The following is a 24,531-nucleotide window of genomic DNA, read 5'->3' as shown; positions in this document are numbered from 1 at the left end:
CCCCACCGTGCGTTCCGTGCCGGAGGTTGCGCGCCGGACGTTCCGCACCGGGCCCCCGCGAGGCCGAAAGGCACCCGCGGGGGCCCGTTCGTTCGCGCGAGGAGCCCCGGCCCGCCCGTCCACGATGGCATCCTGGATCACGGGGCGGATGACGAGGGAGGCCCGATGGTGACGAGCACGGCGACGAGCACGGCGCGGACGCCGTCCCGGCCCATGCGTGCCGACGCGCGCCGGAACTACGACCGGCTGCTGAGCGCGGCCCGTAGCGCCTTCTCGGAACACGGCACCGACGCGGCCCTGGAGGACATCGCGCGCCGTGCGGGGGTCGGGATCGGGACGCTGTACCGGCACTTCCCGAACCGGCACGCGCTGATGAACGCCGTCTTCCAGGAGGCCCTGGCCGAGCTGATCAGGCGTTCGCGCGAACTCGCGGCGGCCGAGCAGCCGTGCCGGGGTCTGGTGGAGTGGCTGGGCGCGATCATCACCCACGCGGGCGCGTACCGGGGCCTGGCGCAGGCGCTCATGTCGACGTGCCGGGACGAGACTTCGGCCCTCGCGCAGTGCAATGTGCCGCTGCGCGAGGCGGGCGCGGCCCTGCTCGCGCGGGCTCAGGCGTGCGGGGCCGTACGGGCCGAGGTCTCCATCGACGACCTGATGCAGCTGACGAACGCGATCGCGCTGGCGTCGGAACAGTCGCCTGACGACCCCGAACTGGCCGACCGCCTCCTGATGTTGACCCTGCGCGGACTGAAAGGGCCCGGCGCGCAGGGCGGTTGAGCCTCACGCACACCCCACCGGTTCCGTCGACCCCGCCGGGCCGCATCGGACCGTGTCAGGCCATGTCAGGCGCTGCGGCTCGTCCGGGCCCCCATCGCCCCCGTAACGGCCCCGTCGGACCCGTAACGACCCGTACCAGCCGGCACCGGCCCCTACCGCCCCATGGGCCGCGCGCTTCCAGGGGGCGCGCGGCTCCCCGGAGCGCCCTATCGGCGTCGCAGGTCCGCCACCCTTGCCCGGTCCTGCGGCGCCTGCCCCTGGTCCGGCAGCACCGCGGCGCCGCGCAGGGGTTGCGCCCCCGGCTTCCCGGGGCTGCCGCCGCGGGCGCGGCGCTGGCCGGGCAGCGGCATGTCGCGGCGCGCCTGCCGTCCCGACGGCGGCGCCTCGGCCGCCGTCGGGCCGCTCCCCGCGCCGGCCACCGCGATCTGCACCCCCTGGTCCGCCAGGGCCTGGAGTTCGGTGGCGGCGCGGTCGTCGTGGGCGGGCGGCTCGTCCGTCACGAGACGGGTGATGAGGTCCGTCGGCACCGTCTGGAACATGGTGTCGGAACCGAGCTTGGTGTGGTCCGCCAGAACCACCACCTCCGCCGCGGCCTGCACCAGGGCCCGGTCCACGCTCGCCGAGAGCATGTTGGACGTGGAGAGGCCGCGCTCCGCGGTGAGCCCGCTCCCGGAGAGGAACGCCCGCGAGACCCGCAGCCCCTGGAGGGACTGCTCGGCCCCGCTGCCCACCAGCGCGTAGTTCGAACCGCGCAGCGTGCCGCCGGTCATCACCACTTCCACCCGGTTGGCATGGGCCAGCGCCTGGGCGACCAGCAGGGAGTTGGTCACGACGGTCAGGCCGGGCACACGCGCGAGCCTTCGGGCCAGCTCCTGCGTGGTCGTACCGGCCCCCACGACAATGGCCTCGCCCTCTTCGACGAGTCCGGCGGCCACATCGGCGATGGCGGTCTTCTCCGCCGTGGCGAGATGGGACTTCTGCGGGAAGCCGGAATCCCGCGTGAACCCACCCGGCAGTACCGCACCGCCGTGCCGGCGGTCGAGGAGTCCTTCCGACTCCAACGCCCGCACGTCCCGCCGTACGGTCACTTCGGAGGTCTGGACGACGCGGGCGAGCTCACGGAGCGATACCGCCCCGTTGGCGCGCACCATTTCGAGGATCAATTGGCGACGTTCTGCAGCGAACACGAAACTGACAGTAACGCGATCGCCCGAGTGTTTTCAGCACTTTGCACCGAATAACAGAAGTTGCGCACACAAGGGGTCATCAAGTGGTATAAGCAGCCCTGTTGTTGTTCCGTACTGGTCGTCCGACGGCCGTTCCCTGGCCCGAGTTGCCGAGTCCCGCCCGGTGACCGCCGGGTTTCGGAGGTACGCCGGAGGTACGCCGGACCCTACGCGTCGCCCGCCCGCTTGCGGGTGTGCAACTGCCGGGCCACTTCCGCGATCGAACCCGACAAGGACGGGTACACGGTGAACGTGTTTGCGATCTGCTCCACCGTCAAATTGTTGTCGACCGCGATCGAAATCGGGTGAATCAGCTCGCTGGCGCGCGGCGCGACGACGCAGCCGCCGACCACGATGCCGGTGCCGGGACGGCAGAAGATCTTGACGAAGCCGTCGCGGATGCCCTGCATCTTGGCGCGCGGGTTGCGCAGCAGCGGCAGCTTGACCACCCGGGCGTCGATCGCGCCGGAGTCGACATCGGCCTGGGTGTAGCCGACGGTGGCGATCTCCGGGTCGGTGAAGACGTTGGAGGACACCGTCTTCAGGTCCAGCGGGGCCACCGCGTCGCCGAGGAAGTGGTACATCGCGATCCGGCCCTGCATGGCGGCGACCGAGGCGAGAGCGAAGACCCCGGTGACGTCACCGGCCGCGTAGATGCCGGGGGCGGTGGTGCGGGAGACCTTGTCGGTCCAGATGTGGCCGGACTCCTTGAGCCGGACCCCGGCGTCCTCCAGGCCCATGCCCGCGCTGTTCGGGATCGCTCCGACGGCCATCAGGCAGTGCGTGCCGGAGATGACCCGTCCATCGGCCAGGGTGACCTCCACCCGGTCGCCGACGCGCTTGGCGGCCTGGGCGCGGGAGCGGGCCATGACGTTCATGCCGCGGCGCCGGAAGACGTCCTCCAGCACGGCGGCGGCGTCCGGGTCCTCGCCCGGCAGCACCCGGTCGCGCGACGAGACCAGGGTGACGCGCGAGCCGAGCGCCTGGTACGCGCCCGCGAACTCGGCGCCCGTCACACCGGAGCCGACCACGATGAGCTCCTCGGGGAGTTCGTCGAGGTCGTAGACCTGGGTCCAGTTGAGGATGCGTTCGCCGTCGGGCTGCGCGTCCGGTATCTCCCGGGGGTGGCCGCCGGTCGCGATCAGCACGGCGTCGGCGGTGAGCCGCTCCTCCGTGCCGTCGGCGGCGGTCACGAGGACCGTACGGGAGCCGTCGGCCGCCTGGAGGCCCTCCAGGCGGCCCCGGCCGCGCACCACCCGCGCGCCCGCGCGGGTCACCGAGGCGGTGATGTCGTGGGACTGGGCGAGCGCCAGGCGCTTCACACGCCGGTTGACCTTGCCGAGGTCGACGCCGACCACGCGGGCCGGCTGGTCGATGTGGGGGGTGTCGTCGGCGACGATGATGCCCAGTTCCTCGTACGAGGAGTCGAAGGTGGTCATCACTTCCGCCGTGGCGATCAGCGTCTTCGAGGGCACGCAGTCGGTGAGCACGGACGCGCCGCCGAGGCCGTCGCAGTCGACGACGGTCACCTCCGCGCCGAGCTGGGCGCCCACCAGCGCCGCCTCGTAGCCGCCGGGTCCGCCGCCGATGATCACGATCCGGGTCACGAAAAGTCCGCCTCGCATGTGTCATCCCGCGGCCGTCCGCCACCCCGGCCGGGGGTCCGGGGGATCGCCCCGGGGGAATGCAGTACGTACTTCATTGTCCCGCACGCGCCAAGGTGCTTCGCCCCGGGGCCCTCCATCCGTGCGCGAGGCCCCGTCCCACCCCCGCGTGCCGGCCGCCGCGAACGGGTCGGCCAGTACCGCGGAAAGGTTTGCCGGGAAGGCGCGCCGTCCGGCGGGCCCCGGCCACCCGCGGCGGCCTCGGCGAGCCCGTGAGCGGCGGCCTCGCGACCCCGTAAGGGCTCTTCCGCCCCGGAATCGGCGTTCCGGCCGTGACCTCCCGTACCCTCGATCACATGTCGCTCTACGCCGCGTACGCCGGCAACCTCGACGCGCGGCTGATGACGCGCCGCGCACCACATTCCCCGCTGCGCGGCACGGGCTGGCTCAACGGCTGGCGGCTGACCTTCGGCGGGGAGCAGATGGGCTGGGAAGGCGCGCTCGCCACGCTGGTGGAGGCCCCCCGCTCCCAGGTCTTCGTGGCGCTGTACGACATCGCGCCGATGGACGAGGACTCCATGGACCGCTGGGAGGGTGTCGGCCTCGACGTCTACCGGCGGATGCGGGTGCGCGTGCACACCCTGGACGGTGAGGAACCGGCCTGGATGTACGTGCTGAACGGATACGAGGGCGGGCTGCCGTCCGCCCGCTACCTGGGCGAGATCGCGGACGCGGCGGAATCCGCGGGCGCACCGCACGACTACGTGATGGAACTGCGCAAGCGCCCCTGCTGACCCGGCGCCGGACCCGACCGTGCCGACCGACCGTGGCCGTGCCTGGCGGTCAGGTCCTGGCGGTGCCGGACCTGACGGCGCCGGACCTGCTTCGTAGGAGCTCCGATCCGCACCGGCCCCGGTTCGTGCAGGCCCCGTCCTCCTGCTCCCTGGTTCCGGTCCGTAGCCGGTACTGGTCCGTACCGGTCCTGATGGGTACGGGTCCGGTGATGCGGCCGATCCCGGCCGCGCCGTGATCGGCCGCTTGAACCGTTCCGGCCTGTACGCGTCCGAAATTCCCCTCCCCACCGGCAATTTTGTGTGATTGCACGAGAAAGCCTGCGCAGTCTCTGCACGTGGGCATCTACGCGCGTAGGGAATCAGCGGTTACGCTCGTCCGCGTGAACGCATCAGTTATTCCGGACAACATCCAGGGCGGTCCCCAGGCCGCCGCCGACGCCGCCGCCCGCTTGCGCGAGCTGACCGGTACCGAGACCCACGATGTCGCGCTCGTGATGGGTTCCGGCTGGGCCCCGGCGGGCGACGCGCTCGGCACTCCGGAGGCCGAGTTCCCGGTGACCGAACTCCCCGGATTCCCGGCGCCCGCCGTACAGGGACACGGCGGCACGATCCGTTCGTACCGGATCGGCGAGAAGCGGGCCCTGGTGTTCCTGGGCCGTACGCACTTCTACGAGGGCCGTGGCGTCGCCGCCGTCGCGCACGGGGTGCGCACCGCCGTCGCGGCGGGCTGCAAGACCGTCGTCCTGACCAACGGGTGCGGCGGGCTGCGCGAGGGCATGCGCCCCGGCCAGCCGGTCCTGATCAGCGACCACATCAACCTGACGGCGGCGTCGCCCATCGTCGGTGCCAACTTCGTCGACCTGACCGACCTGTACTCGCCGCGGCTGCGCGCACTGTGCAAGGAGATCGACGAGACCCTCGAAGAGGGTGTGTACGTGCAGTTCCCCGGCCCGCACTACGAGACGCCCGCCGAGATCAACATGGTCCGGGTCATGGGCGGCGACCTGGTCGGCATGTCCACCGTGCTGGAGGCGATCGCCGCACGCGAGGCGGGGGCCGAGGTGCTGGGCATCTCGCTGGTCACCAACCTGGCGGCCGGGCTGAGCGGCGAACCGCTCAACCACGAGGAGGTGCTCCAGGCGGGGCGGGACTCCGCCGCACGGATGGGCACGCTGCTGGCCCGGGTGCTCGAACGGATCTGAGCCGGGCACGGCGGATGTCGGCCGGGCACGGCAGAACCGACTGCGCACGGCACGAACCGGCCGGGCGCGACGGACACCGATCGCGGCGTGCGCGTCCTGCGCGACATGGCAGGCACCGGCCGGCCACAGCGGCTGTCGACCCGACACGGCAGGCACCGGCCCGGCGCGGCGGGCGCGACGGCCCCGGAACGGATGCCGCGCCCCGACAGGCGTCGGCACCCCCCAACCCACCCCCGCAGAAAGGCGGATCCATGCAGCAGGACCTCATGGCCCGGGCCAGGACGTGGCTCGCCGAGGATCCCGACCCCGAGACCCGTGACGAGCTGGCCGGGCTCCTCGACGCCGAGGACGCCGAGAGCACCGCCGAGATCGCCGCGCGGTTCGCCGGCACGCTCCAGTTCGGCACGGCCGGGCTGCGCGGAGAGCTGGGGGCCGGGCCGATGCGGATGAACCGCGCCGTCGTCATCCGGGCGGCAGCCGGGCTCGCCGCGTACCTCAAGGCCGAGGGACAGGGCGACGGGCTCGTCGTCATCGGGTACGACGCCCGGTACAAGTCGGCCGACTTCGCGCGCGACACCGCCGCCGTGATGACCGGCGCGGGCCTGCGCGCGGCCGTGCTCCCGCGTCCGCTGCCCACTCCCGTGCTCGCGTACGCCATACGGCATCTGGGGGCCGTCGCGGGCATCGAGGTGACCGCCAGCCACAATCCGCCGCGCGACAACGGCTACAAGGTCTATCTCGGCGACGGCTCGCAGATCGTCCCCCCGGCGGACGCCCGGATCGCCGCCGAGATCGCCGCGGTCGGCCCGCTGGACACCGTGCCCCGCCCGGACGACGGCTGGGAGATCCTCGGCGACGAGGTCCTGGACGCGTACCTGGCCCGTACGGACGCCGTGCTCGCCCCCGGATCGCCGCGCACCGCCCGGGTCGTGTACACGGCGATGCACGGCGTCGGCACCTCCGTGCTGACCGCCGCCTTCGCCCGCGCCGGATTCCCGGAGCCGGTGCTCGTCGCCGAGCAGGCCGATCCCGACCCGGCGTTCCCCACCGTCGCCTTCCCCAACCCGGAGGAGCCCGGTGCGATGGATCTCGCCTTCGCCACCGCGCGCCGGGTCGAACCCGATCTCGTCATCGCCAACGACCCGGACGCCGACCGCTGCGCCGTCGCCGTCCCGGACCCGGCTGCCGACGGGGGCTGGCGGATGCTGCGCGGCGACGAGGTCGGCGCGCTGCTCGCCGCGCATCTGGTGGACCGGGGCGCGACGGGCGTGTTCGCCGAGTCGATCGTGTCGTCCTCGCTGCTCGGGAAGATCGCCGAGCGGGCGGGCCTCGGGTACGAGGAGACGCTGACCGGCTTCAAATGGATCGCCCGGGTGGACGGCCTGCGGTACGGATACGAGGAGGCGCTCGGCTACTGCGTCGACCCGGAGGGCGTGCGTGACAAGGACGGCATCACGGCGGCGCTGCTCGTCGCCGAACTCGCCTCCGTCCTCAAGGAGCGGGACCGTACGCTCCTCGACCTCCTCGACGACCTGGCGGTCGAGCACGGGCTGCATGCGACCGACCAGTTGTCGGTGCGGGTGGAGGACCTGTCGGTCATCTCCGAGGCCATGCGGCGGCTGCGCGAGCGTCCGCCCGCCTCGCTCGGCGGCATCGACGTCGTCTCGGCCGAGGACCTGACGCGGGGCAGCGCGCAGCTGCCGCCCACCGACGGGCTGCGCTACCACCTCCGGGGCGCCCGGGTGATCGTCCGTCCCAGCGGCACCGAGCCGAAGCTGAAGTGCTACCTGGAGGTCGTGGTGCCGGTCGGTTCGGCGGACGGCCTGCCCGAGGCCCGTGCGGAGGGAGCCCGGCTGCTCGCCGGAATCAAGCGGGACCTGGCGGCGGCGGCCGGGATCTGACACGGGGTCCCGGGCCCGGACCTGCCTTCGGGAGGACCGGGTCCGGGGCCTGGCGCCGGAGCGCCCGGGCCGGGAACCCGGCGTCCGGATGCCCGGGCCGGAACCCGGCGCCCTCCCCAACGGGACAGCACTCGGTCGTGGAGGGACGTCACCAGCCGCTCCCCGCGCAGGCCGCGCACCGTCCCGGCCACCGAGGCGCACACGATTGAACGGCTTCCTCAACTCACCCAAATAGAGGCATAGTTGCCGCCGTTCCGGGCCAACCGGGCGATGAGCCGACGAGAGCGGCGAGCAGCGTCACCCCATCGTCCCGACCTGCCCCGATCCGCGGGGCCGGGGCGGGGCGGGGCGGGTCGGGGCGGGTCGGGGCGGGTCGGGTCGGGGCGGTCGCCATATGGCGACCGTGGCGACCGCGGCGAGGCCACCGGGCAGCAGCGCAGCCATGACACCGAGGGCGAGTCCAGGGCTCCGGCGCCGGCCCAGAACGCGAGGGCCCAGCCCCCAGCGGCAGAAGACGGCTCAGCGCCCGAAGGGCCAATTCACCGACCGCCTCTCCGACGGGCTTCCCGACCCACACCCTCCGCGCCTCTCATCCACAGGACCCGTCGTGGGCTGCTGTGCGCGTCGCGGCTCCGTCGCGGCTGTGCGCGCGGTGGACATCGACCCTCGACCGCCCGGCGTTTTCGTCGTCTCGTCGCCGAGCCCCGGTCGTCACGCCCCGGCGGGACGCCGCGCGCCGAACCACTCGACACCCGGACGCCAGCCGTTCGATATGCCCGACATGACACAAAAGATGACCATAAGTACGTTCGGTAGCGGGTCGGCTACCCAGCCAACCTCCCTCAGACAGGAGGAAGTGACATGGTCACACGTTCCACCATCATCACGGCCACCACCACCGTCGCCGTCGCCGCCGCGGCCGCGGCGGCCCTGGCCGCCACCAACTCCACCTTCGCCTCGGCCGACGGCACCGAGAAGCCCGAGACCCCGGCGGTCGCCCGGCAGGCCGCCGCCCCCGCCCCGGCCGCGCACGAGGTGGCCACCCCCCAGAAGGCCGACAAGGGCGACACCGGGGCGAACGGCGCCGAGAGCAAGAGCAGAGGCGACGAGCGCGGGCGCGGGGAGGAAGGGGGCGACGAGGGCCAGGTGCGCGACGATGGCGGGGATCGCGGCAACGACCAGGGCGACGACGAGGACGACGGGGGTTACGGGCGGGGCGGGGGCCACGACGAGGGCCAGGACCACGAGAGCGACGGAGGAGACGGCGGCGGATACGACAGGGGCCACAAGGTGGGCCGCATCCACTTCAACGAGCGCACGTACCCCGCCTACCCCGACGGCTGCGTCACCGCGGCCAGCGGCCTCGGCTCCACGAGCTTCAACATCTTCAACGAGAGCCGGATGACCGTCGAGGTCTTCTCCGGGGCGACCTGCGACAACGGTGGGCCGATCGCCGTCGTCGGGCCGTACGGCGACACCTCCGGAGTGATCCCGCAGCACGTCCAGGGAGGCGTGTCCGTGTTCAACGGCGTGGGCGCGAGCTTCCGTGTGGTTCGGCACGGACACGGAGGCGGCTGGGACGACTGGGACTACTGAACCGCCCACCCGCCTCACCGCGTGAACCACCGCCTCATGGCATGAACCACCCCTCCCACCGCACGACATGACACGGGCCCCGGACCGCCGGAATCGAGCCGGGCGCCCTTCACACACCTCACCCTCTCCCCTCACCCTCTCCGTCATTAGATAGACTGGTCTACCTAATGACGGAGAGGGGTAGCCATGTCCGAGACGGAAGCCGCCGAGGAACGGCCCGTGACGCGCAGGCGCGGGGCCGCACGGGCCCGGATCCTCGATGCCGCGGCGCGCCGGTTCTACGCCGACGGCGTGGCGGCGACGGGAATCGACACGATCACGGCCGAGGCCGGCGTGGCGAAGATGAGTCTCTACAACAACTTCGACTCCAAGGCCGATCTGGTCCGCGCCTACCTCCAGGCCCGGCACGAGGAATGGCTCGGCCTCTACCAGGAGCGCCTGGCCGGCGCACGGGGTCCGCGCGAGGCCGTGCTCGCCGTCTTCGACGCGTACGCCGACCACGCCCGACTCGCCTACGAGCACGGCTTCCGGGGGTGCGGACTGCTCAACGCCGCCGCCGAACTGCCGAGCGGTCACGAGGGCCGGACGGTGGTGCGCCGGCACAAGGAAGAGGTGGAGGACATCCTGGCCGGGCACCTGGCAGAACTGCTGCCCGGCCAGGAGGAGAAGATCCGCGCCACGGCCGAACACCTGGCCTTCCTGCTCGAAGGCGCCATCGTCCGCGCGGGCCTCGAAGGGGACGGCACGCGCATGCGGCATGCCCGCGACCTGGCGGCGCGCCTGGTGGACGACCTGTGACGCGACCCGCCGCACGTGCCTCCGGAAGAAGGACAGGAGCCGGGCCGGGAACGGGGGCAGGGGCGGGCGCGCTCGCCGTGCTGGTGGCCTCGGTGCTGTGGGGCACCACGGGCACCGCGGCGACCTTCGCACCACAGGTGGGGCCGCTGGCGATCGGTGCCGCGGCGATGGGCCTGGGCGGGCTGCTCCAGGCGGCGGTGGCCGGGCGGAGCATCGCGCGGGTGCGCACGGACCTCCGGGCGGGGTGGCGGACCGTGCTCGTGGGCGGAGCCGGGGTGGCGCTGTACCCGTTGGCGTTCTACACCTCCATGCATCTGGCCGGTGTCGCGGTGGGCACGGTCATCTCCATCGGCTCGGCCCCACTGGCCTCCGCGCTGATCGAACGGGGCGTCGATCGGCGGCGCCTGTCCCGGCGCTGGATGGCGGGCGCGGCACTGGGGCTGATCGGCACCGTGCTGCTGTGCGCGGCCGAGGCGGCGCGGGTCGGCTCGGGATCCGGGCCCGGTACGGGCTCGGCCGTCCGGACCGTCGTCGGCGTGGGCCTCGGGCTGCTCGCGGGCGTGACCTACGCCGTGTACGCGTGGGCGGCGCACCGCCTCATCACGCGAGGCGTGCCGTCGCGCGCGGCCATGGGTTCGGTGTTCGGACTGGGCGGGCTGATGCTCGTGCCGATGCTGCTCCTCACCGGGGCGCCGCTGGTCGCCACCTGGACGAACGCAGGCGTGGGCCTCTACATGGCGCTGGTGCCGATGTTCACCGGATACGTCCTGTTCGGCTTCGGTCTGGCCCGCGTCCCGGTCAGCACGGCGACCACCCTGTCCCTGCTGGAGCCCGCCGTGGCGGCGGTGTTCGCGGTGCTGGTCGTGGGCGAGCGGCTGCCCGCCCTCGGCTGGGCCGGGATCGTCCTCGTCATCGCCTGCCTCGGAGTGCTGACCGTCCCCGCCCGTCGCCTGCGCACGCCTTGCCGCGCGAACACCGGGCGCACGGTGGCACTGCCGTCGCCCACGGGTGGCAGGGCCACCGAGTGGCCGTAGCCCGAAGGGCCCGGCAGTCCCGGAGGCCACCGGGCCGCACATGACCCCGGCCCTGTCGTCAACCTGCCGCTGCCCGGCCACGACAGGCGGCAGCGGCGCAGGCGGCGGACGGCCAGGGCAGCGGCACAGACGGCAAGGGCAGTACAACTAGGCTGCCGCGCATGCCTCGCCCGGAACCGCAACGAATCCACACCTTCCTGTCGGACTTCGCCCGCCGCCAGGCCGCTCGCACCGTCGACCTTCCCGGCGGGTTCGCCGTGCTCGACGACGCCTTCGCCCACTCCCGCGCGAACAACCAGCTCGTCATCGACCCGGCCGTCGGCGGGACCATCGGCCGGGCCGCCGACCCCGAAGCGTTGCCCGCCGTCGCGGACGAGGTGCTGGGGCATCTGCCGTACCGGCTGGTCTCCGTACTCGACGACGCTCTCGCCACCGCGTGCGCGGGGCCGCTGGTCCGGGCCGGCTACACGCATTCCGTCTGTCTGGTCATGCTGCACACAGGGCCGGTGCCGGACGGCGGCCACGCGGAGGTGGTGGACCTCGACGAGATCCGGGCCCCGCTCGCCCGGCGCTGGCGGGGCTTCCTGCCGGACGCCGACGGCGACGTGATACGTCACCTCGTCGACCGGCGCGAGGCCCGGCACCGCGGCGCCGCCATCGTGCACTTCATCGGTTCCCGCGCGGAGAACGGCGAGGTCGTCTCATGGGCCGACCTCTACCTGGACCCGGAGACGGGCACCGCCCAGGTCGAGGACCTGATCACCTCGCAGGCCCACCTCGGGCGTGGCCACGCGGACGCCGTCCTGGCCACCGCCCTGAGTCTGGCCGCCGACGCGGGCTGCGGTACGCGATTCCTCACCGCTGATGCCGCTGACTGGCCACGCCACTGGTACGAACGCCGCGGCTTCTCGGTCGTCGGCCGTACGCACCACTTCGAACGTGACTGACGGCCTGCCCGGCCCCGCGTCCGCCACGCCCGGCCTCTGGCCCGCCCGATCGCGGCCGACCGGTCCCGGCCCTCCCTGGCCCGACCCGCCTCGGCCGGTCGCGCCTCAGCCGGTCGCGAGCAGCACGACGAACAGCACCACACCCACCACCGCCGGCGCGATCACCTCGTACGCCCACCGCACCGATCCGGGGGCTTCGGGAGCCCCGGACGAGCCCGGCGCCTCGGACGGGGCCGACGCGACCGCCTTGGCGCGCTCCGCCATCTCGCGCAGATCCGCCATGGTCCGGTCCGCCGGCGCCATCGGGGACTTGCTGTCACGGACGTCCGCCGGCCCCGAGGTCCGGCCGCGGGGATCCGTCGTCGCGTCCCGGGTCTGCTGCCGGGCCGCCCTCTTGCGCTGCCGCAGCGACACCGGCACCGCCCACATCTGGTACTTGGTGCCGTCCTCGGTGAACAGCTCGCTCGAATATGCGGCGCGCAGATCCGCGACCTCGGTCCACGGCAGGGTGATCGTCCGGAACGGGTTGCGGATCCGGACGCGCCGCTCGTTCGCGAGGACGGCGGGCCGCACGGAGAACGCGACGACGAGCGGCACCACGGTCAGCAGCCCGGCCAGCGCCAGCCAGGGCGTCCGGCCGCGCCCCCTGAGCAGGGCGTCCCCGCCGAGCCAGCAGATGAACAGAAGCAGCAGGACACCGCCGACGATCCCGGCGGACGACCGGAAGGTCCGGTCGGCGTAGGTCGGCTCGGCGGGCGGTGTGGGGCTCGTCATGGGCCCGATTGTGCCTGACGCCTGCCGGAGGCCGGGAGGGGCGGCCGGACCTCGCCGTCACGTGAGCCCCCGAAGGAGCCCGGCCCCTCCGCCGCGCACCACTCGGGAGAGCCGGACCCGGCCACCGCACAGGACCCCAAAGGAGCCGGACCCCCGTCCCCGCGCGCACCCGCGGAGGGTTCGGCCACGCCGCCCTCCCCCTGCTCGCCAAGTCGTCCCCGTCCCCGCGCCCGCGGAGGGTTCGACGTCGTGAGCGGTCTCGGGTCCCGGGGGCAGTCGTCCCCGTCCGCGCGCCCGCGGAGGAAGGCGTACGGGCGCCGGTTCACCCGCTCCCGCGCGCCCACGAAGCCCCTCCCGCGCGAACCGGGTTGCCGTCGGGGCGGACGCTCCCGCGCGCCCACGGAGGATCCGACCCCCTGTACACGCCGCTACGCGCGTAGATATGCTCATCTGGTGACCATGCCCACCACAGCTCCCTCCCCCAGGCTCTCGACCGCGTTCGAGCGGGGCGGTACCCCCCTCTCCGACGCGACCGCGTCCGACAGTGCGCTGCGCCGCTTCCTGCACGGGCTGCCCGGCGTCGACGCCGTCGGCCTCGAAGCGCGTGCCGCATCCCTCGGAACCCGTTCGATCAAGACGACGGCCAAGGCGTACGCCATCGATCTGGCGATCTCGATGATCGACCTGACGACGCTGGAAGGCGCGGACACCCCGGGCAAGGTCCGGGCCCTCGCCGCCAAGGCCGTCCACCCCGACCCGCTTCGCTACGCTTCGCCTCGGCTCTCCTCCGATCCCCTGGATGCCGAGCCCGACCGCACGACCCCGCGCACCGCGGCGGTCTGCGTCTACCCCGACATGGTGGAGACCGCCGTCGCCGCGCTGGCCGGGTCCGGCGTGAAGGTGGCGTCCGTGGCGACGGCCTTCCCCGCCGGGCGCGCCGCGCTCGACGTGAAGCTCGCGGATGTGCGTGAGGCCGTGGCCGCCGGGGCCGACGAGATCGACATGGTGATCGACCGGGGCGCCTTCCTCTCCGGCCGCTACCTCAAGGTGTACGAGGAGATCCTCGCCGTGAAGGCCGAGTGCGCACGGGCCGACGGCCCCGACGCCCGGCTGAAGGTGATCTTCGAGACCGGCGAGCTGTCCACGTACGACAACATCCGCCGCGCCTCCTGGCTCGGCATGATGGCGGGCGCCGACTTCATCAAGACGTCGACCGGCAAGGTCGGTACGAACGCCACGCCCGCGAACACCCTGCTGATGCTGGAGGCGGTGCGCGACTTCCGGGCGCAGACCGGCGTACAGATCGGCGTGAAGCCGGCCGGCGGCATCCGCACGTCCAAGGAAGCGATCAAGTTCCTGGTGCTGGTGAACGAGACCGTGGGGGCCGACTGGCTGGACAACCACTGGTTCCGGTTCGGCGCCTCCAGCCTGCTGAACGATCTGCTGATGCAGCGTCAGAAGCTCAGCACCGGCCGTTACTCCGGCCCCGACTACGTGACGGTGGACTGATCCCCATGACATCCGCATCCGCATCCGCATCCACTTCCACTTCCACAACCGCGTCCACGCCCGCATCCGCACCCGCGTCCGCTTTCGCGTACGCGCCCGCCCCCGAGTCGCGCGCGGTCGTCGACATCGCGCCCTCGTACGGCCTGTTCATCGACGGCGAGTTCACCGACGCGGCCGACGGCAGGGTCTTCAAGACGGTCTCGCCGAGCACCGAGGAGGTGCTGTCCGAGGTCGCGCGGGCCGGTGCCGAGGACGTCGACCGGGCCGTGAAGGCGGCTCGCAAGGCGTTCGAGAAGTGGTCGGCGCTGCCTGGTTCCGAGCGTGCCAAGTACCTCTTCCGCATCGCCCGGATCATCCAGGAGCGCAGCCGCGAGCTCGCCGTGCTCGAAACCCTCGACAACGGCAAGCCGATCAAGGAGACCCGGGACGCGGACCTTCCGCTCGTCGCGGCGCACTTCTTCTACTACGCGGGCTGGGCCGACAAGCTGGACCACGCCGGTTACGGCCCGAACCCGCGCCCCCTCGGCGTCGCGGGCCAGGTCATCCCGTGGAACTTCCCGTTGCTGATGCTGGCGTGGAAGGTCGCTCCGGCGCTCGCCACCGGCAACACGGTGGTGCTGAAGCCCGCCGAGACGACCCCGCTGTCCGCGCTGTTCTTCGCGGACATCTGCCGCCAGGCGGGCCTGCCCAGGGGCGTCGTGAACATCCTCACCGGATACGGGGACGCGGGCGCCGCGCTCGTCGAGCACCAGGACATCGACAAGGTCGCGTTCACCGGCTCCACGGCGGTCGGCAAGCAGATCGCCCGCTCGGTCGCCGGCACCTCCAAGAAGCTGACCCTCGAACTCGGCGGCAAGGGCGCCAACATCGTCTTCGACGACGCCCCGATCGACCAGGCCGTCGAGGGCATCGTCACCGGCATCTTCTTCAACCAGGGCCAGGTCTGCTGCGCGGGCTCGCGGCTGCTCGTGCAGGAGTCGGTCCAAGGCGAGCTGCTGGACGCGCTCAAGCGTCGGCTGTCCACGCTCCGGCTCGGCGATCCGCTGGACAAGAACACCGACATCGGCGCGATCAACTCCGCCGAGCAGCTCGCCCGGATCACCGCGCTCGCCGAGACGGGCGAGGCGGAGGGCGCCGAACGCTGGACCGCTCCCTGCGAACTCCCCACCGCGGGCTACTGGTTCGCGCCGACGCTGTTCACGAACGTCACCCAGGCGCACACCATCGCCCGTGACGAGATCTTCGGCCCGGTACTCTCCGTGCTGACGTTCCGCACCCCCGACGAGGCGGTCGCCAAGGCCAACAACAGCCAGTACGGCCTGTCGGCGGGCATCTGGACGGAGAAGGGCTCCCGCATCCTCGCGGTGGCGAACAAGCTCCGGGCGGGCGTCGTCTGGGCCAACACGTTCAACAAGTTCGACCCGACCTCGCCGTTCGGCGGCTACAAGGAGTCGGGCTTCGGCCGCGAAGGCGGCCGTCACGGCCTGGAGGCGTACCTCGATGTCCGATAACCGTCCGAACCGTCTGAGCGTGTTCAAGACCTACAAGCTGTACGTCGGGGGCAAGTTCCCCCGCTCCGAGAGCGGCCGGGTGTACGAGGTGACGGCGAAGGCATCAGCCGCTGACGCGGCGGAGAAGGGCAAGTGGCTGGCGCACGCCCCCCAGTCCTCCCGCAAGGACGCGCGCGACGCGGTCGTGGCCGCCCGCAAGGCGTTCGGCGGCTGGTCGGGCGCGACCGCGTACAACCGGGGCCAGGTCCTCTACCGCGTCGCGGAGATGCTGGAGGGCCGCCGGGACCAGTTCGTACGCGAAGTGGCGGACGCGGAGGGCCTGTCGAAGTCCAAGGCGGCGGCGGTCGTGGACGCGACGGTCGACCGCTGGGTCTGGTACGCGGGCTGGACCGACAAGATCGGCCAGGTCGTGGGCGGGGCGAATCCGGTCGCGGGCCCGTTCTTCAACCTGTCGACACCCGAACCGACCGGGGTGGTCGCGGTCCTGGCACCGCAGGAGTCCTCGTTCCTGGGCCTGGTCTCGGTGCTCGCCCCGGTGATCGCGACCGGCAACACCGCGGTCGTCGTCGCCTCGGCCGCGTCCCCGCTGCCCGCCCTGTCCCTGGGCGAGGTGCTGGCCACCTCCGACGTGCCGGGCGGCGTGGTGAACATCCTGTCCGGGAGGACGGCGGAGATCGCGACGCCGCTCGCGTCCCACCAGGACGTCAACGCCATCGACCTCACGGGCGCGGACCCGGCCCTGGCGAAGGAGCTGGAGATCGCGGCGGCGGACAACCTGAAGCGCGTCCTGCGCCCACAGGCTGTGGGCGAGGAGGGCGGCTTCGACTGGGCGGCCGATCCGGGCACCCACCGGTTGACGGCCTTCCTGGAGACGAAGACGGTCTGGCACCCGACGGGCGCGCTCGGCGTGTCGGGCTCCTCGTACTGAGCCTGGGCCGGGGCGGGTCCCGGCGCACCGCACGGGTTCCGCCCCGGCCGGAGCGGAACCCGTGTCCGCCCGGTCCGGAGCGGCGGCCGACGCGGACACGGAGGCGTGCGGCCCGCTTCCCGGAATTCCGCAGAGCGGGCCGCCTCATGCGCGCGGGGCCGCCGCCGTGAGCACGCGACCGCGTCGACCGTACAGTCCGGGCGAGTAATCAACCGGGTGCGCAACGTGGTTGAGGTGCGATGCTCCATACCAACACGACCACCGGTGGATCGCTGCCCGGGGCCATGCATCACACTCATGTTCTGTGAATTCCCAACCGATCCCGACCCGTGTCGTGCTGCTCGCCGGACCGTCCGGCTCCGGCAAGTCCCACCTCGCCGCCCGCACCGAACTGCCGGTGCTGCGGCTGGACGACTTCTACAAGGAGTGCGACGACCCCACGCTGCCGCTCGTCCACGGCAGCACGGACATCGACTGGGACTCCGTGCTGTCCTGGGACGCCGACGCGGCGGTCGCGGCGATCGAGGAGCTGTGCCGCGACGGACGCACGGACGTCCCGGTGTACGACATCGCCACGAGCTCCCGAGTCGGCCGGGAGACGCTCCACATCGCGCGCACGCCGCTGTTCGTGGCCGAGGGGATCTTCGCGGCGGACATAGTCGAACGCTGCCAGGAGCTCGGTGTGCTCGCGGACGCGCTGTGCCTGCGCGGCCGCCCCACGACGACGTTCCGCCGCCGACTGGTGCGGGATCTGCGGGAAGGCCGCAAGTCGGTGCCGTTCCTGCTGCGGCGCGGCTGGCGGCTGATGCGGGCGGAGCGGCGGATCGTGGCCCGGCAGGCGGCCCTGGGCGCCCACCCCTGCGGCAAGGAGGAGGCTCTGGGGCGGCTGGCGGCAGCGGCGGCGGGCCGATGTCGCCGCACCCCCACGACACGCGAAACGGCGTGACGGCCCCACCCTCCCGAAAAGGCGTCATACCCTGCACACCCGCGCCCCCATGGGCAACACGCCGCCACACATGCCCACATGCCGACGGGGGCGGACAGGCCCCCCGACCCGTCCGCCCCCGCAGCGTTCCCCTTCCCCCCTGTACTTCGCCGCCTCCCCCGAAGCAGCGCCCCCGTGATACCCCCGTATCCCCGTTCCCCCCGCCCTCAGGCCACCAACTCGCCGAAGGACTCCTCCTGGTCACGGCCGAAGCTGAGGACCTCGTCCTCGCGCAACCGGCGGAGCGACCGCCAGATGCTGGACTTCACCGTGCCGACACTGATGTCGAGTATGGACGCGATCTCCGGGTCGGTGCGGCCCTCGTAGTAACGCAGGACCAGCATCGTGCGCTGGAGTTCGGGCAGCCGGGCCAGCGCCTGCCAGAGCACGGTGCGCAGTTCCGTGCCGCGCATCGCGTCCGTGTCGCCGGGCGTCTCCGGCAACTCCTCGGTCGGGTACTCGTTGAGCTTGCGCCTGCGCCAGGCGCTGATGTGCAGATTGGTCATGGTGCGGCGCAGATAGCCGCCCACCGCCGCCTTGTCGCTGATCCGGTCCCATGCCCGGTACGTCGAGAAGAGGGCGCTCTGCAGCAGGTCCTCGGCCTCGAACCGGTCACCGGTCAGGTGGTAGGCGGTCGCGTACAGGGAGGCGCGGCGCTCCCGGACGTAGGCCGTGAACGCCGTGTCGACGTCCTCGGCCGGCGCCGGTGCCTTCCGCTCCCCCGTGGCCTCCCCGTACGCGGTTTCCCCGTGCTTCCCCCTGCGGCTTCCCCCGTTCCCCCCGTTTCCCGCGTTTCCCCCCACGGGCGCGTCGACCACCGCCATCCAGGGCCGTCGGCCCTGCTCGGCGGACGCGGACGACGACGTGTGCGAACGTCCGGCGCCACGGGCGCACCCCCGTGCTCCCCCGTGCTCCCGGCCCCGTTCGAGCAGGGCCGTACCCGCTCCTGCACCGGACTTCTCCGTGCTCCGGCCGACATCGTGGAGACGCGTGACAACTGCGCTTGCGGTGATGCTGTGAGTTGCGTTCATCTCGCGCCCCCCATCGGTGGAGTCCGGCCGTTCCATGTGCCAACGAGCTTGCCGGGGCAGTTTCATCACGCTGTCCCCCGACTGTCACAGCCCTGTCACAGGGCCTGTCGTCGACGCGTGGCCCGCGCTTGGGGTGTACGCGTGGGCGCCCGCGGTCGAACTGAGGCTCAACCATGGGCCAGAATGACCACCGTGCCTTTCCTGTTGCTGATCGAGGACGACGATTCCATCCGCACGGCCCTCGAACTCTCGCTGTCACGCCAGGGCCACCGTGTGGCCACCGCGGCGACGGGAGAGGACGGCCTGAAGCTGCTGCGCGAGCAGCGGCCGGATCTGATCGTGCTGGACGTGATGCTGCCCGGCATCGATGGTTTCGAGGTGTGCCGTCGCATCCGGCGCACCGACCAGTTGCCGATCATCCTGCTCACGGCGCGCAGCGACGACATCGACGTGGTCGTCGGACTGGAGTCCGGCGCCGACGACTACGTGGTGAAGCCGGTGCAGGGGCGGGTGCTCGACGCCCGTATCCGGGCGGTGCTGCGCCGCGGTGAGCGCGAGGCCACCGACTCCGCGGTCTTCGGGAACGTGGTGATCGACCGGTCCGCGATGACCGTGACGAAGAACGGCGAGGACCTCCAGCTCACGCCGACCGAGCTGCGGCTCCTGCTGGAGCTGAGCCGCCGGCCGGGCCAGGCCCTGTCGCGGCAGCAGTTGCTGCGGCTGGTCTGGGAGCACGACTACCTGGGCGACTCCCGGCTGGTGGACGCCTGTGTGCAGCGGCTGCGCGCCAAGGTGGAGGACGTGCCGTCGTCGCCGACCCTGATCCGTACGGTTCGGGGCGTGGGCTACCGGCTGGACTCGCCTCAGTGAGCGGTGTCGCCGAACGGAGCCTGCTCGCGGGGCTGCGCTGGACGAGCCTGCGTCTGCGCCTCGTCGTCGTGTTCGGGCTGGTGGCGCTGACCGCCGCGGTGTCGGCCTCGGGCATCGCCTACTGGCTGAACCGCGAGGCGGTGCTGACGCGTACCCAGGACGCGGCGCTCGGGGACTTCCGGCAGGAGATGCAGAACCGGGCGGCGTCGCTGCCGCCGCGGCCGACCAAGGACGATCTGCAGAACGCCGCCATGCAGATGGCGAGCAGTTCGCCCGGGTACAGCGTGCTGCTGGTCGACGAGCGCGATGCCGGCAAGCCGATCGTCGGCAACTCCGACCTGGACACGTTCACGCTCGACAACGTCCCGCCGTCGTTGCAGAAGGCGGTCACCGAGGAACAGAAGGTGGGCGCGGACGACTCGTACGAGTACCACCTGTTCTGGCAGCGGACCAGCATCCGCGGCACGCCGTACCTGGTGGGCGGGACGAGGATCACCGGCGGCGGCCCGACCGGTTACATGCTGAAGTCGCTGGACCAGGAGCGGCAGGACCTGAACTCCCTCGCCTGGTCGCTGGGGATCGCCACCGCACTCGCGCTGATCGGTTCGGCGCTGCTGGCGCAGGCCGCGGCGACGACCGTGCTGCGGCCCGTGCAGCGGCTCGGCGACGCCGCGCGCAAGCTCGGCGAGGGCAAGCTCGACACCCGGCTCGTGGTCTCCGGTACCGACGAACTCGCGGATCTCGCACGGACGTTCAACAGGACCGCCGGCGCGCTGGAGAAGCGGGTCGCGGACATGAGCGCGCGGGAGGAGGCCAGTCGGCGGTTCGTCGCGGACATGTCGCACGAACTGCGCACCCCGCTCACGGCGCTGACCGCGGTCACCGAAGTGCTGGAGGACGAGGCGGACGGCCTCGACCCGATGATCGCGCCCGCCGTGCATCTGGTGGTGAGTGAGACGCGGCGCCTGAACGACCTGGTGGAGAACCTGATGGAGGTCACCCGCTTCGACGCGGGCACGGCCCGGCTCGTCCTCGACACGGTCGACGTCGCCGACCAGGTCACCGCCTGCGTCGACGCCCGTGCCTGGCTGGACGCGGTGGACCTGGACGCCGAGCGCGGCATCATGGTCCGGCTCGATCCACGCCGGCTCGACGTGATCCTGGCGAACCTGATCGGCAACGCGCTCAAGCACGGCGGCTCGCCGGTACGGGTCGCGGTGCGGACCGAGGGCGACGAACTCGTCATCGAGGTCCGCGATCACGGCCCCGGCGTCCCCGAGGACGTCCTGCCGCACGTCTTCGACCGCTTCTACAAGGCAAGCGCCTCGCGCCCACGCTCCGACGGCAGCGGTCTGGGTCTGTCGATCGCGATGGAGAACGCGCACATCCACGGCGGTGACATCACGGCCTCGAACTCGCCCGACGGCGACGGCGCGGTGTTCGTCCTGCGGCTGCCGCGCGACGCCGAATCGCTCACCCGTTCCGGGACCGAGGGGGCCGACGGCACCGGCGGGGACGACGCCGGGCGCCCGGACGAGGAGGACGACGCGACGTGATGGGCAGCAACCACCGGGCACGCCGTTCGGGGACGGCGCTGGCCGGGGCCGCGCTCGCGGCCGTGCTGGCCGCGGGCTGCGGGATCAGGACCACGTCCGTCCCGGTGGACGCCGGTCCCGCGCCGTCCCGCGTCCCGTGCTCGATGCCCGCACCGGACGTGACCGCGCAGGCCCTCCAGGGCATACCCGTGCAGGTCTTTCTGGTCTGCTCCTCGCAACTGGCCACGGTGGACCGCACCGTCCAGGTCGACGAGGTGACCGCGGACCCGACCCGGGTCGCGCAGGCGCTCCTGAAGGAGCTGGGGCGCAGACCGTCGGACGACGAGCGGCAGGCCGGGTTCACCACGGCCGTACCGGAGAAGCTGCGGATAGGCCCGGCGCGTCGCGGAGACCCCCGGGGCACGCTGCGGCTCAGCGAACAGCCGGAGGACCTGCCGGCCGAGGCGCTGGCACAGATCGTGTGCACGTACGCGGAGAGCACGACGCTCGCACCGAACGGCACGGTGGTCCTGGGCGGCCCCGGGAAGTACCCGGCGCGCGGCTACCTCTGCACCGCGGAGACGAAGGCCAGACCGCAGACGGCGACGCCGCTGACGACCGCGACGGACGCGGGTACGGGTGCGGATGGAAAGACGGACGCGGGTACGGGGGCGGAGACGGACGCGGGTACGGGCGACTGAGCCGACGACCGGAACCGATCCTGCCGCCCGACGCGTCTAGGAGGGCGTGCGTCAAGGTTCGGACAGCCAAGCTGTCATCCGTTTCCGCGCGGCCGGGGCCCTTCTCCTCCTCGCGCATCTGCTGTTCGTCGGGTGGCTGACCCTGCGTCCACTCGATGTGCCCTGGATGACCGCATCGAATCTGCGACCACTCGCCGGCATCAGAGCCGACCTCTCGCTCGGCCCGGTCGAGGCCGCCCGCCGGATCGGTGAGGGGCTGCTGCTGCTCGCCCCGCTCGGGATCCTGCTGCCCATGGCCGGGGGGAGGCTGTTCGTCTCCCCGTGGGCCTCGATGGCCCGTACGGTCACCGCCGGGGCGCTGATATCGCTGGGCATCGAACTGGCGCAGACCGGGGTTCCGGGACAGCGGGTGGACGTCGACTCGCTGCTGCTGAACACCATCGGCGTGGCCCTCGCCCATCTGCTGGTCGTACCCATGTGCCGGGCGCGGCTGCGCCGCAGGAAGCGGCAGCGGACCAGGTCCGTTCCCCGCCCGGCGGACGAGACGGCTCAGGGCTCGACCCCGACGATTCCCAGGGTCGGAACGGCACCGTAGAGCGACGCTCTGCCCCCGTTCGCCGGGCGACGATGGACACATCGGGAGCACGACGGAACTGCTCACCACCAACGGTTCACGAAGGAGCCCACCATGGCCGCACTTGCCCGCCCCCGAGACGGACGCATGATCGGTGGAGTGTGCGCTGCGCTGGCACGGCGCTTCGGCACCTCCGCGGGAACGATGCGCGTGATCTTCCTGGCGTCCTGTCTGCTGCCGGGGCCGCAGTTCCTGCTCTACCTGGCGCTGTGGGTGCTGTTCCCGTCCGAGAAGACGTCGTCGGCCCCCGCCTGGTGACCCGGTAGCGCGACTCCGCAGGACGCACGGAGCCGCGCGGGAGCGCACGTCCGGAGGTGCGCACGACACGCCTGTGGGGCGGGCTTCCCCATCCGGAAGCCCGCCCCACAGGCGTGTGCCACACGTCTCCGTACCAATCAGCCGAGCGGGATCCCGTTGGCCGAGAGGCCGCCGGCCTTCGCGCCACCCGCGGGCAGGCCGCCGAGAAGGCCCTTGGCCGGGGAAGTGGCATCGTCGACGAGCTTCTGCTGGCCGGTGCCGAGGAGCTTGGTGGCCGTGTCCTCGACCGGTCCGGGCTTGGCCACGGGGCCGAGAGCGGAGCCGGCGACCGGCAGGGCGGTGGTGGCGGCGTCGGCCGGCAGCACGGCGGCGGAGGCGGTACCCGCGGCGGCAGCGGCGAAAGCGGCACCGAGAACGGCGACACCGAGGGTCCTTGCAGCAGACTGCTTCATGGGGAGTTCATCCTTGGGGAGGGGGACTGAGAGGTTCTGAAAAGTAGTCAGCTCACCGCCCCTCCCGCAAACATCCCCCCACACGGAAAGCTGCCGGACAATTCCGCGCTCCCGCGCGGCCCGGCCGTCCTCCGTACCGTGCGCGTCACTCCACTGGAGCGGAAGAAGTGCTGGTCGCAGCGGTCTGCTGGAAAAGCCACTCCGATTTGAGCTCGGCATAACCGGGCTTGATCACATCGTTGATCATCGCCAGACGTTCATCAAAAGGGATGAACGCAGACTTCATCGCGTTGACGGTGAACCATTGCATGTCGTCGAGCGTGTATCCGAAAGCCTCGCTCAGCTCCTCGAATTCGCGGCTCATGGTCGTGCCGCTCATCAGGCGGTTGTCCGTGTTCACGGTGGCACGGAAGTGCAGCTTCCGGAGCAGCCCGATGGGGTGCTCCGCGTACGAGGCCGCGGCGCCGGTCTGGAGGTTCGAGGTCGGGCACATCTCCAGCGGGATGCGCTTGTCCCGTACGTACGAGGCGAGACGGCCGAGCGTCACACTGCCGTCCTCGGCGACCTCGATGTCGTCGATGATGCGGACGCCGTGGCCGAGCCGGTCGGCGCCACACCACTGGATGGCCTGCCAGATCGAGGGCAGGCCGAACGCCTCGCCGGCGTGGATGGTGAAGTGGTTGTTCTCGCGCTTGAGGTACTCGAACGCGTCGAGGTGCCGGGTGGGCGGGAAGCCCGCCTCGGCTCCGGCGATGTCGAAGCCGACCACGCCCTGGTCGCGGTACCGGTTGGCGAGTTCGGCGATCTCCAGGGAGCGCGCGGCGTGCCGCATCGCGGTGAGGAGGGCGCCGACGCGGATGCGGTGACCGTCCCGGCGGGCCCGCCGCTCGCCCTCGCGGAACCCCTCGTTGACCGCCTCGACGACCTCTTCGAGGCTCAGACCGGCTTCCAGGTGCTGCTCGGGGGCGTAACGGACCTCGGCGTACACCACACCGTCCGCGGCCAGGTCCTCGGCGCACTCGGCGGCCACCCGGACCAGCGCCTCGCGGGTCTGCATGACGGCACAGGTGTGCGCGAACGTCTCCAGGTAGCGCTCCAGCGACCCGGAGTCCGCCGCCTCGCGGAACCAGACGCCGAGCCTGTCCGGCTCGGTCTCCGGCAGTCCGTCGTATCCGCTCGCGAGGGCGAGGTCGACGATCGTCCCCGGGCGCAGACCACCGTCGAGGTGATCGTGGAGGAGGACCTTGGGGGCACGCCGGATCTGATCCCGGCCGGGCGTGTGCGAGGTGGGACTCATCATTCGGGCACTCTAGCTCCTACGCGCGTAGAATGTCTCTTGTCGATACGTAACAGTGACCGCGAAGACGGGTGGCGTACACCCGGCCTTCTGACACTGTTCTGTCATGGCACAGCGCGCGCTCTCCCTCCCCGCCGCGAGACTGGGACGGGCCGTCGGCACGGCCG

The 24,531-nt window shown here is 72.1% G+C and carries 23 protein-coding genes; 17 read left to right on the top strand and 6 right to left on the bottom strand.

Annotation, left to right across the window (positions count from 1 at the left end; all coding sequences use genetic code 11):
- The first annotated feature begins 213 nt into the window (after positions 1-213).
- Entirely contained in the window at positions 214-777 is a 564-nt protein-coding gene (locus ACGF2V_RS26095; protein WP_389044624.1) for a TetR/AcrR family transcriptional regulator, read from the top strand.
- Positions 778-983: 206 nt separating this feature from the next.
- On the opposite strand, the gene ACGF2V_RS26090 is transcribed toward ACGF2V_RS26095, so the two are convergent.
- Positions 984-1,928 carry a DeoR/GlpR family DNA-binding transcription regulator gene (locus ACGF2V_RS26090; protein ID WP_392913268.1) on the bottom strand — a complete coding sequence of 315 codons (945 nt, stop codon included), beginning with the start codon at positions 1,926-1,928 and terminating at the stop codon, positions 984-986.
- A 242-nt stretch (positions 1,929-2,170) separates the two neighbouring features.
- Positions 2,171-3,610, bottom strand: coding sequence for an NAD(P)H-quinone dehydrogenase (locus ACGF2V_RS26085; protein WP_362621061.1), 1,440 nt, complete (start codon positions 3,608-3,610; stop codon positions 2,171-2,173).
- A gap of 353 nt (positions 3,611-3,963) precedes the next feature.
- On the opposite strand from ACGF2V_RS26085, the gene ACGF2V_RS26080 reads away from it, so the two are divergent.
- The 7 genes from ACGF2V_RS26080 (at position 3,964) to ACGF2V_RS26050 (ending at position 11,879) form a co-directional block, all read left to right on the top strand.
- Entirely contained in the window at positions 3,964-4,401 is a 438-nt protein-coding gene (locus ACGF2V_RS26080; RefSeq protein ID WP_362620995.1) for a gamma-glutamylcyclotransferase, read from the top strand.
- Positions 4,402-4,781: 380 nt separating this feature from the next.
- Complete coding sequence (locus ACGF2V_RS26075) at positions 4,782-5,603, top strand: purine-nucleoside phosphorylase (protein ID WP_362620994.1); 822 nt, start codon at positions 4,782-4,784, stop codon at positions 5,601-5,603.
- Positions 5,604-5,854: 251 nt separating this feature from the next.
- Positions 5,855-7,504 carry a phospho-sugar mutase gene (locus ACGF2V_RS26070; RefSeq protein ID WP_362620992.1) on the top strand — a complete coding sequence of 550 codons (1,650 nt, stop codon included), beginning with the start codon at positions 5,855-5,857 and terminating at the stop codon, positions 7,502-7,504.
- Positions 7,505-8,365: 861 nt separating this feature from the next.
- On the top strand, positions 8,366-9,100 hold the full coding sequence (locus ACGF2V_RS26065) for a hypothetical protein (protein ID WP_362709554.1): 735 nt from the start codon (positions 8,366-8,368) through the stop codon (positions 9,098-9,100).
- Positions 9,101-9,286: 186 nt separating this feature from the next.
- A complete protein-coding gene (locus ACGF2V_RS26060) occupies positions 9,287-9,898 on the top strand; it encodes a helix-turn-helix domain-containing protein (RefSeq protein ID WP_362620988.1) in 612 nt (203 codons plus the stop codon).
- Positions 9,895-10,932 carry a DMT family transporter gene (locus ACGF2V_RS26055; protein ID WP_392913220.1) on the top strand — a complete coding sequence of 346 codons (1,038 nt, stop codon included), beginning with the start codon at positions 9,895-9,897 and terminating at the stop codon, positions 10,930-10,932. Before ACGF2V_RS26060 ends, ACGF2V_RS26055 begins: the two co-directional genes overlap by 4 nt.
- Positions 10,933-11,093: 161 nt before the next feature.
- Positions 11,094-11,879, top strand: coding sequence for a GNAT family N-acetyltransferase (locus tag ACGF2V_RS26050; RefSeq protein ID WP_362620986.1), 786 nt, complete (start codon positions 11,094-11,096; stop codon positions 11,877-11,879).
- A 105-nt stretch (positions 11,880-11,984) separates the two neighbouring features.
- On the opposite strand, the gene ACGF2V_RS26045 is transcribed toward ACGF2V_RS26050, so the two are convergent.
- Positions 11,985-12,653: a PH domain-containing protein gene (locus tag ACGF2V_RS26045; RefSeq protein ID WP_362620984.1), complete on the bottom strand. Its 669-nt coding sequence runs from the start codon at positions 12,651-12,653 to the stop codon at positions 11,985-11,987.
- Between the two features lie 459 nt (positions 12,654-13,112).
- Between ACGF2V_RS26045 and deoC the strand changes: the two genes are divergently transcribed.
- The 4 genes from deoC (at position 13,113) to ACGF2V_RS26025 (ending at position 17,547) form a co-directional block, all read left to right on the top strand.
- Positions 13,113-14,162: a deoxyribose-phosphate aldolase gene (gene deoC / locus ACGF2V_RS26040; RefSeq protein WP_362621058.1), complete on the top strand. Its 1,050-nt coding sequence runs from the start codon at positions 13,113-13,115 to the stop codon at positions 14,160-14,162.
- Between the two features lie 5 nt (positions 14,163-14,167).
- Positions 14,168-15,673 (top strand): aldehyde dehydrogenase family protein, encoded by a 1,506-nt coding sequence (locus ACGF2V_RS26035; protein ID WP_362709552.1) that lies wholly within the window; start codon positions 14,168-14,170, stop codon positions 15,671-15,673.
- Positions 15,663-16,601 (top strand): aldehyde dehydrogenase family protein, encoded by a 939-nt coding sequence (locus tag ACGF2V_RS26030; RefSeq protein ID WP_362709549.1) that lies wholly within the window; start codon positions 15,663-15,665, stop codon positions 16,599-16,601. The genes ACGF2V_RS26035 and ACGF2V_RS26030 overlap by 11 nt, the downstream gene beginning before the upstream one ends.
- Before the next feature lie 304 nt (positions 16,602-16,905).
- Positions 16,906-17,547 (top strand): uridine kinase, encoded by a 642-nt coding sequence (locus ACGF2V_RS26025; protein WP_362620979.1) that lies wholly within the window; start codon positions 16,906-16,908, stop codon positions 17,545-17,547.
- Positions 17,548-17,753: 206 nt separating this feature from the next.
- Here ACGF2V_RS26025 and ACGF2V_RS26020 read toward each other — a convergent pair whose 3' ends face one another.
- Positions 17,754-18,617, bottom strand: coding sequence for a SigE family RNA polymerase sigma factor (locus ACGF2V_RS26020; RefSeq protein WP_362620978.1), 864 nt, complete (start codon positions 18,615-18,617; stop codon positions 17,754-17,756).
- A 192-nt stretch (positions 18,618-18,809) separates the two neighbouring features.
- Between ACGF2V_RS26020 and afsQ1 the strand changes: the two genes are divergently transcribed.
- The 5 genes from afsQ1 to ACGF2V_RS25995 all read left to right on the top strand — a co-directional run bounded on the left by afsQ1 (position 18,810) and on the right by ACGF2V_RS25995 (position 22,615).
- Positions 18,810-19,487, top strand: a complete 678-nt coding sequence (gene afsQ1 / locus ACGF2V_RS26015; protein WP_362621056.1) for a two-component system response regulator AfsQ1 — start codon at positions 18,810-18,812, stop codon at positions 19,485-19,487.
- Entirely contained in the window at positions 19,484-21,043 is a 1,560-nt protein-coding gene (locus ACGF2V_RS26010; protein WP_362620976.1) for a HAMP domain-containing sensor histidine kinase, read from the top strand. The genes afsQ1 and ACGF2V_RS26010 overlap by 4 nt, the downstream gene beginning before the upstream one ends.
- Positions 21,043-21,723: a hypothetical protein gene (locus tag ACGF2V_RS26005; RefSeq protein WP_362620975.1), complete on the top strand. Its 681-nt coding sequence runs from the start codon at positions 21,043-21,045 to the stop codon at positions 21,721-21,723. The genes ACGF2V_RS26010 and ACGF2V_RS26005 overlap by 1 nt, the downstream gene beginning before the upstream one ends.
- Positions 21,724-21,769: 46 nt before the next feature.
- Positions 21,770-22,318 (top strand): VanZ family protein, encoded by a 549-nt coding sequence (locus ACGF2V_RS26000; RefSeq protein ID WP_362709546.1) that lies wholly within the window; start codon positions 21,770-21,772, stop codon positions 22,316-22,318.
- Positions 22,319-22,411: 93 nt separating this feature from the next.
- Positions 22,412-22,615 carry a PspC domain-containing protein gene (locus ACGF2V_RS25995; RefSeq protein ID WP_362620971.1) on the top strand — a complete coding sequence of 68 codons (204 nt, stop codon included), beginning with the start codon at positions 22,412-22,414 and terminating at the stop codon, positions 22,613-22,615.
- Positions 22,616-22,752: 137 nt separating this feature from the next.
- Here the strand turns inward: ACGF2V_RS25995 and ACGF2V_RS25990 are convergent, their stop codons facing one another.
- On the bottom strand, positions 22,753-23,067 hold the full coding sequence (locus tag ACGF2V_RS25990) for a hypothetical protein (protein ID WP_362620969.1): 315 nt from the start codon (positions 23,065-23,067) through the stop codon (positions 22,753-22,755).
- Between the two features lie 145 nt (positions 23,068-23,212).
- Positions 23,213-24,364: an adenosine deaminase gene (locus ACGF2V_RS25985; protein WP_389044616.1), complete on the bottom strand. Its 1,152-nt coding sequence runs from the start codon at positions 24,362-24,364 to the stop codon at positions 23,213-23,215.
- Between the last annotated feature and the right edge of the window lie 167 nt (positions 24,365-24,531).

The organism is Streptomyces sp. NPDC047982, assembly GCF_043204165.1.
Classification (GTDB): Bacteria; Actinomycetota; Actinomycetes; order Streptomycetales; family Streptomycetaceae; genus Streptomyces.
This window is presented reverse-complemented; position numbering and strand designations above follow the sequence as displayed.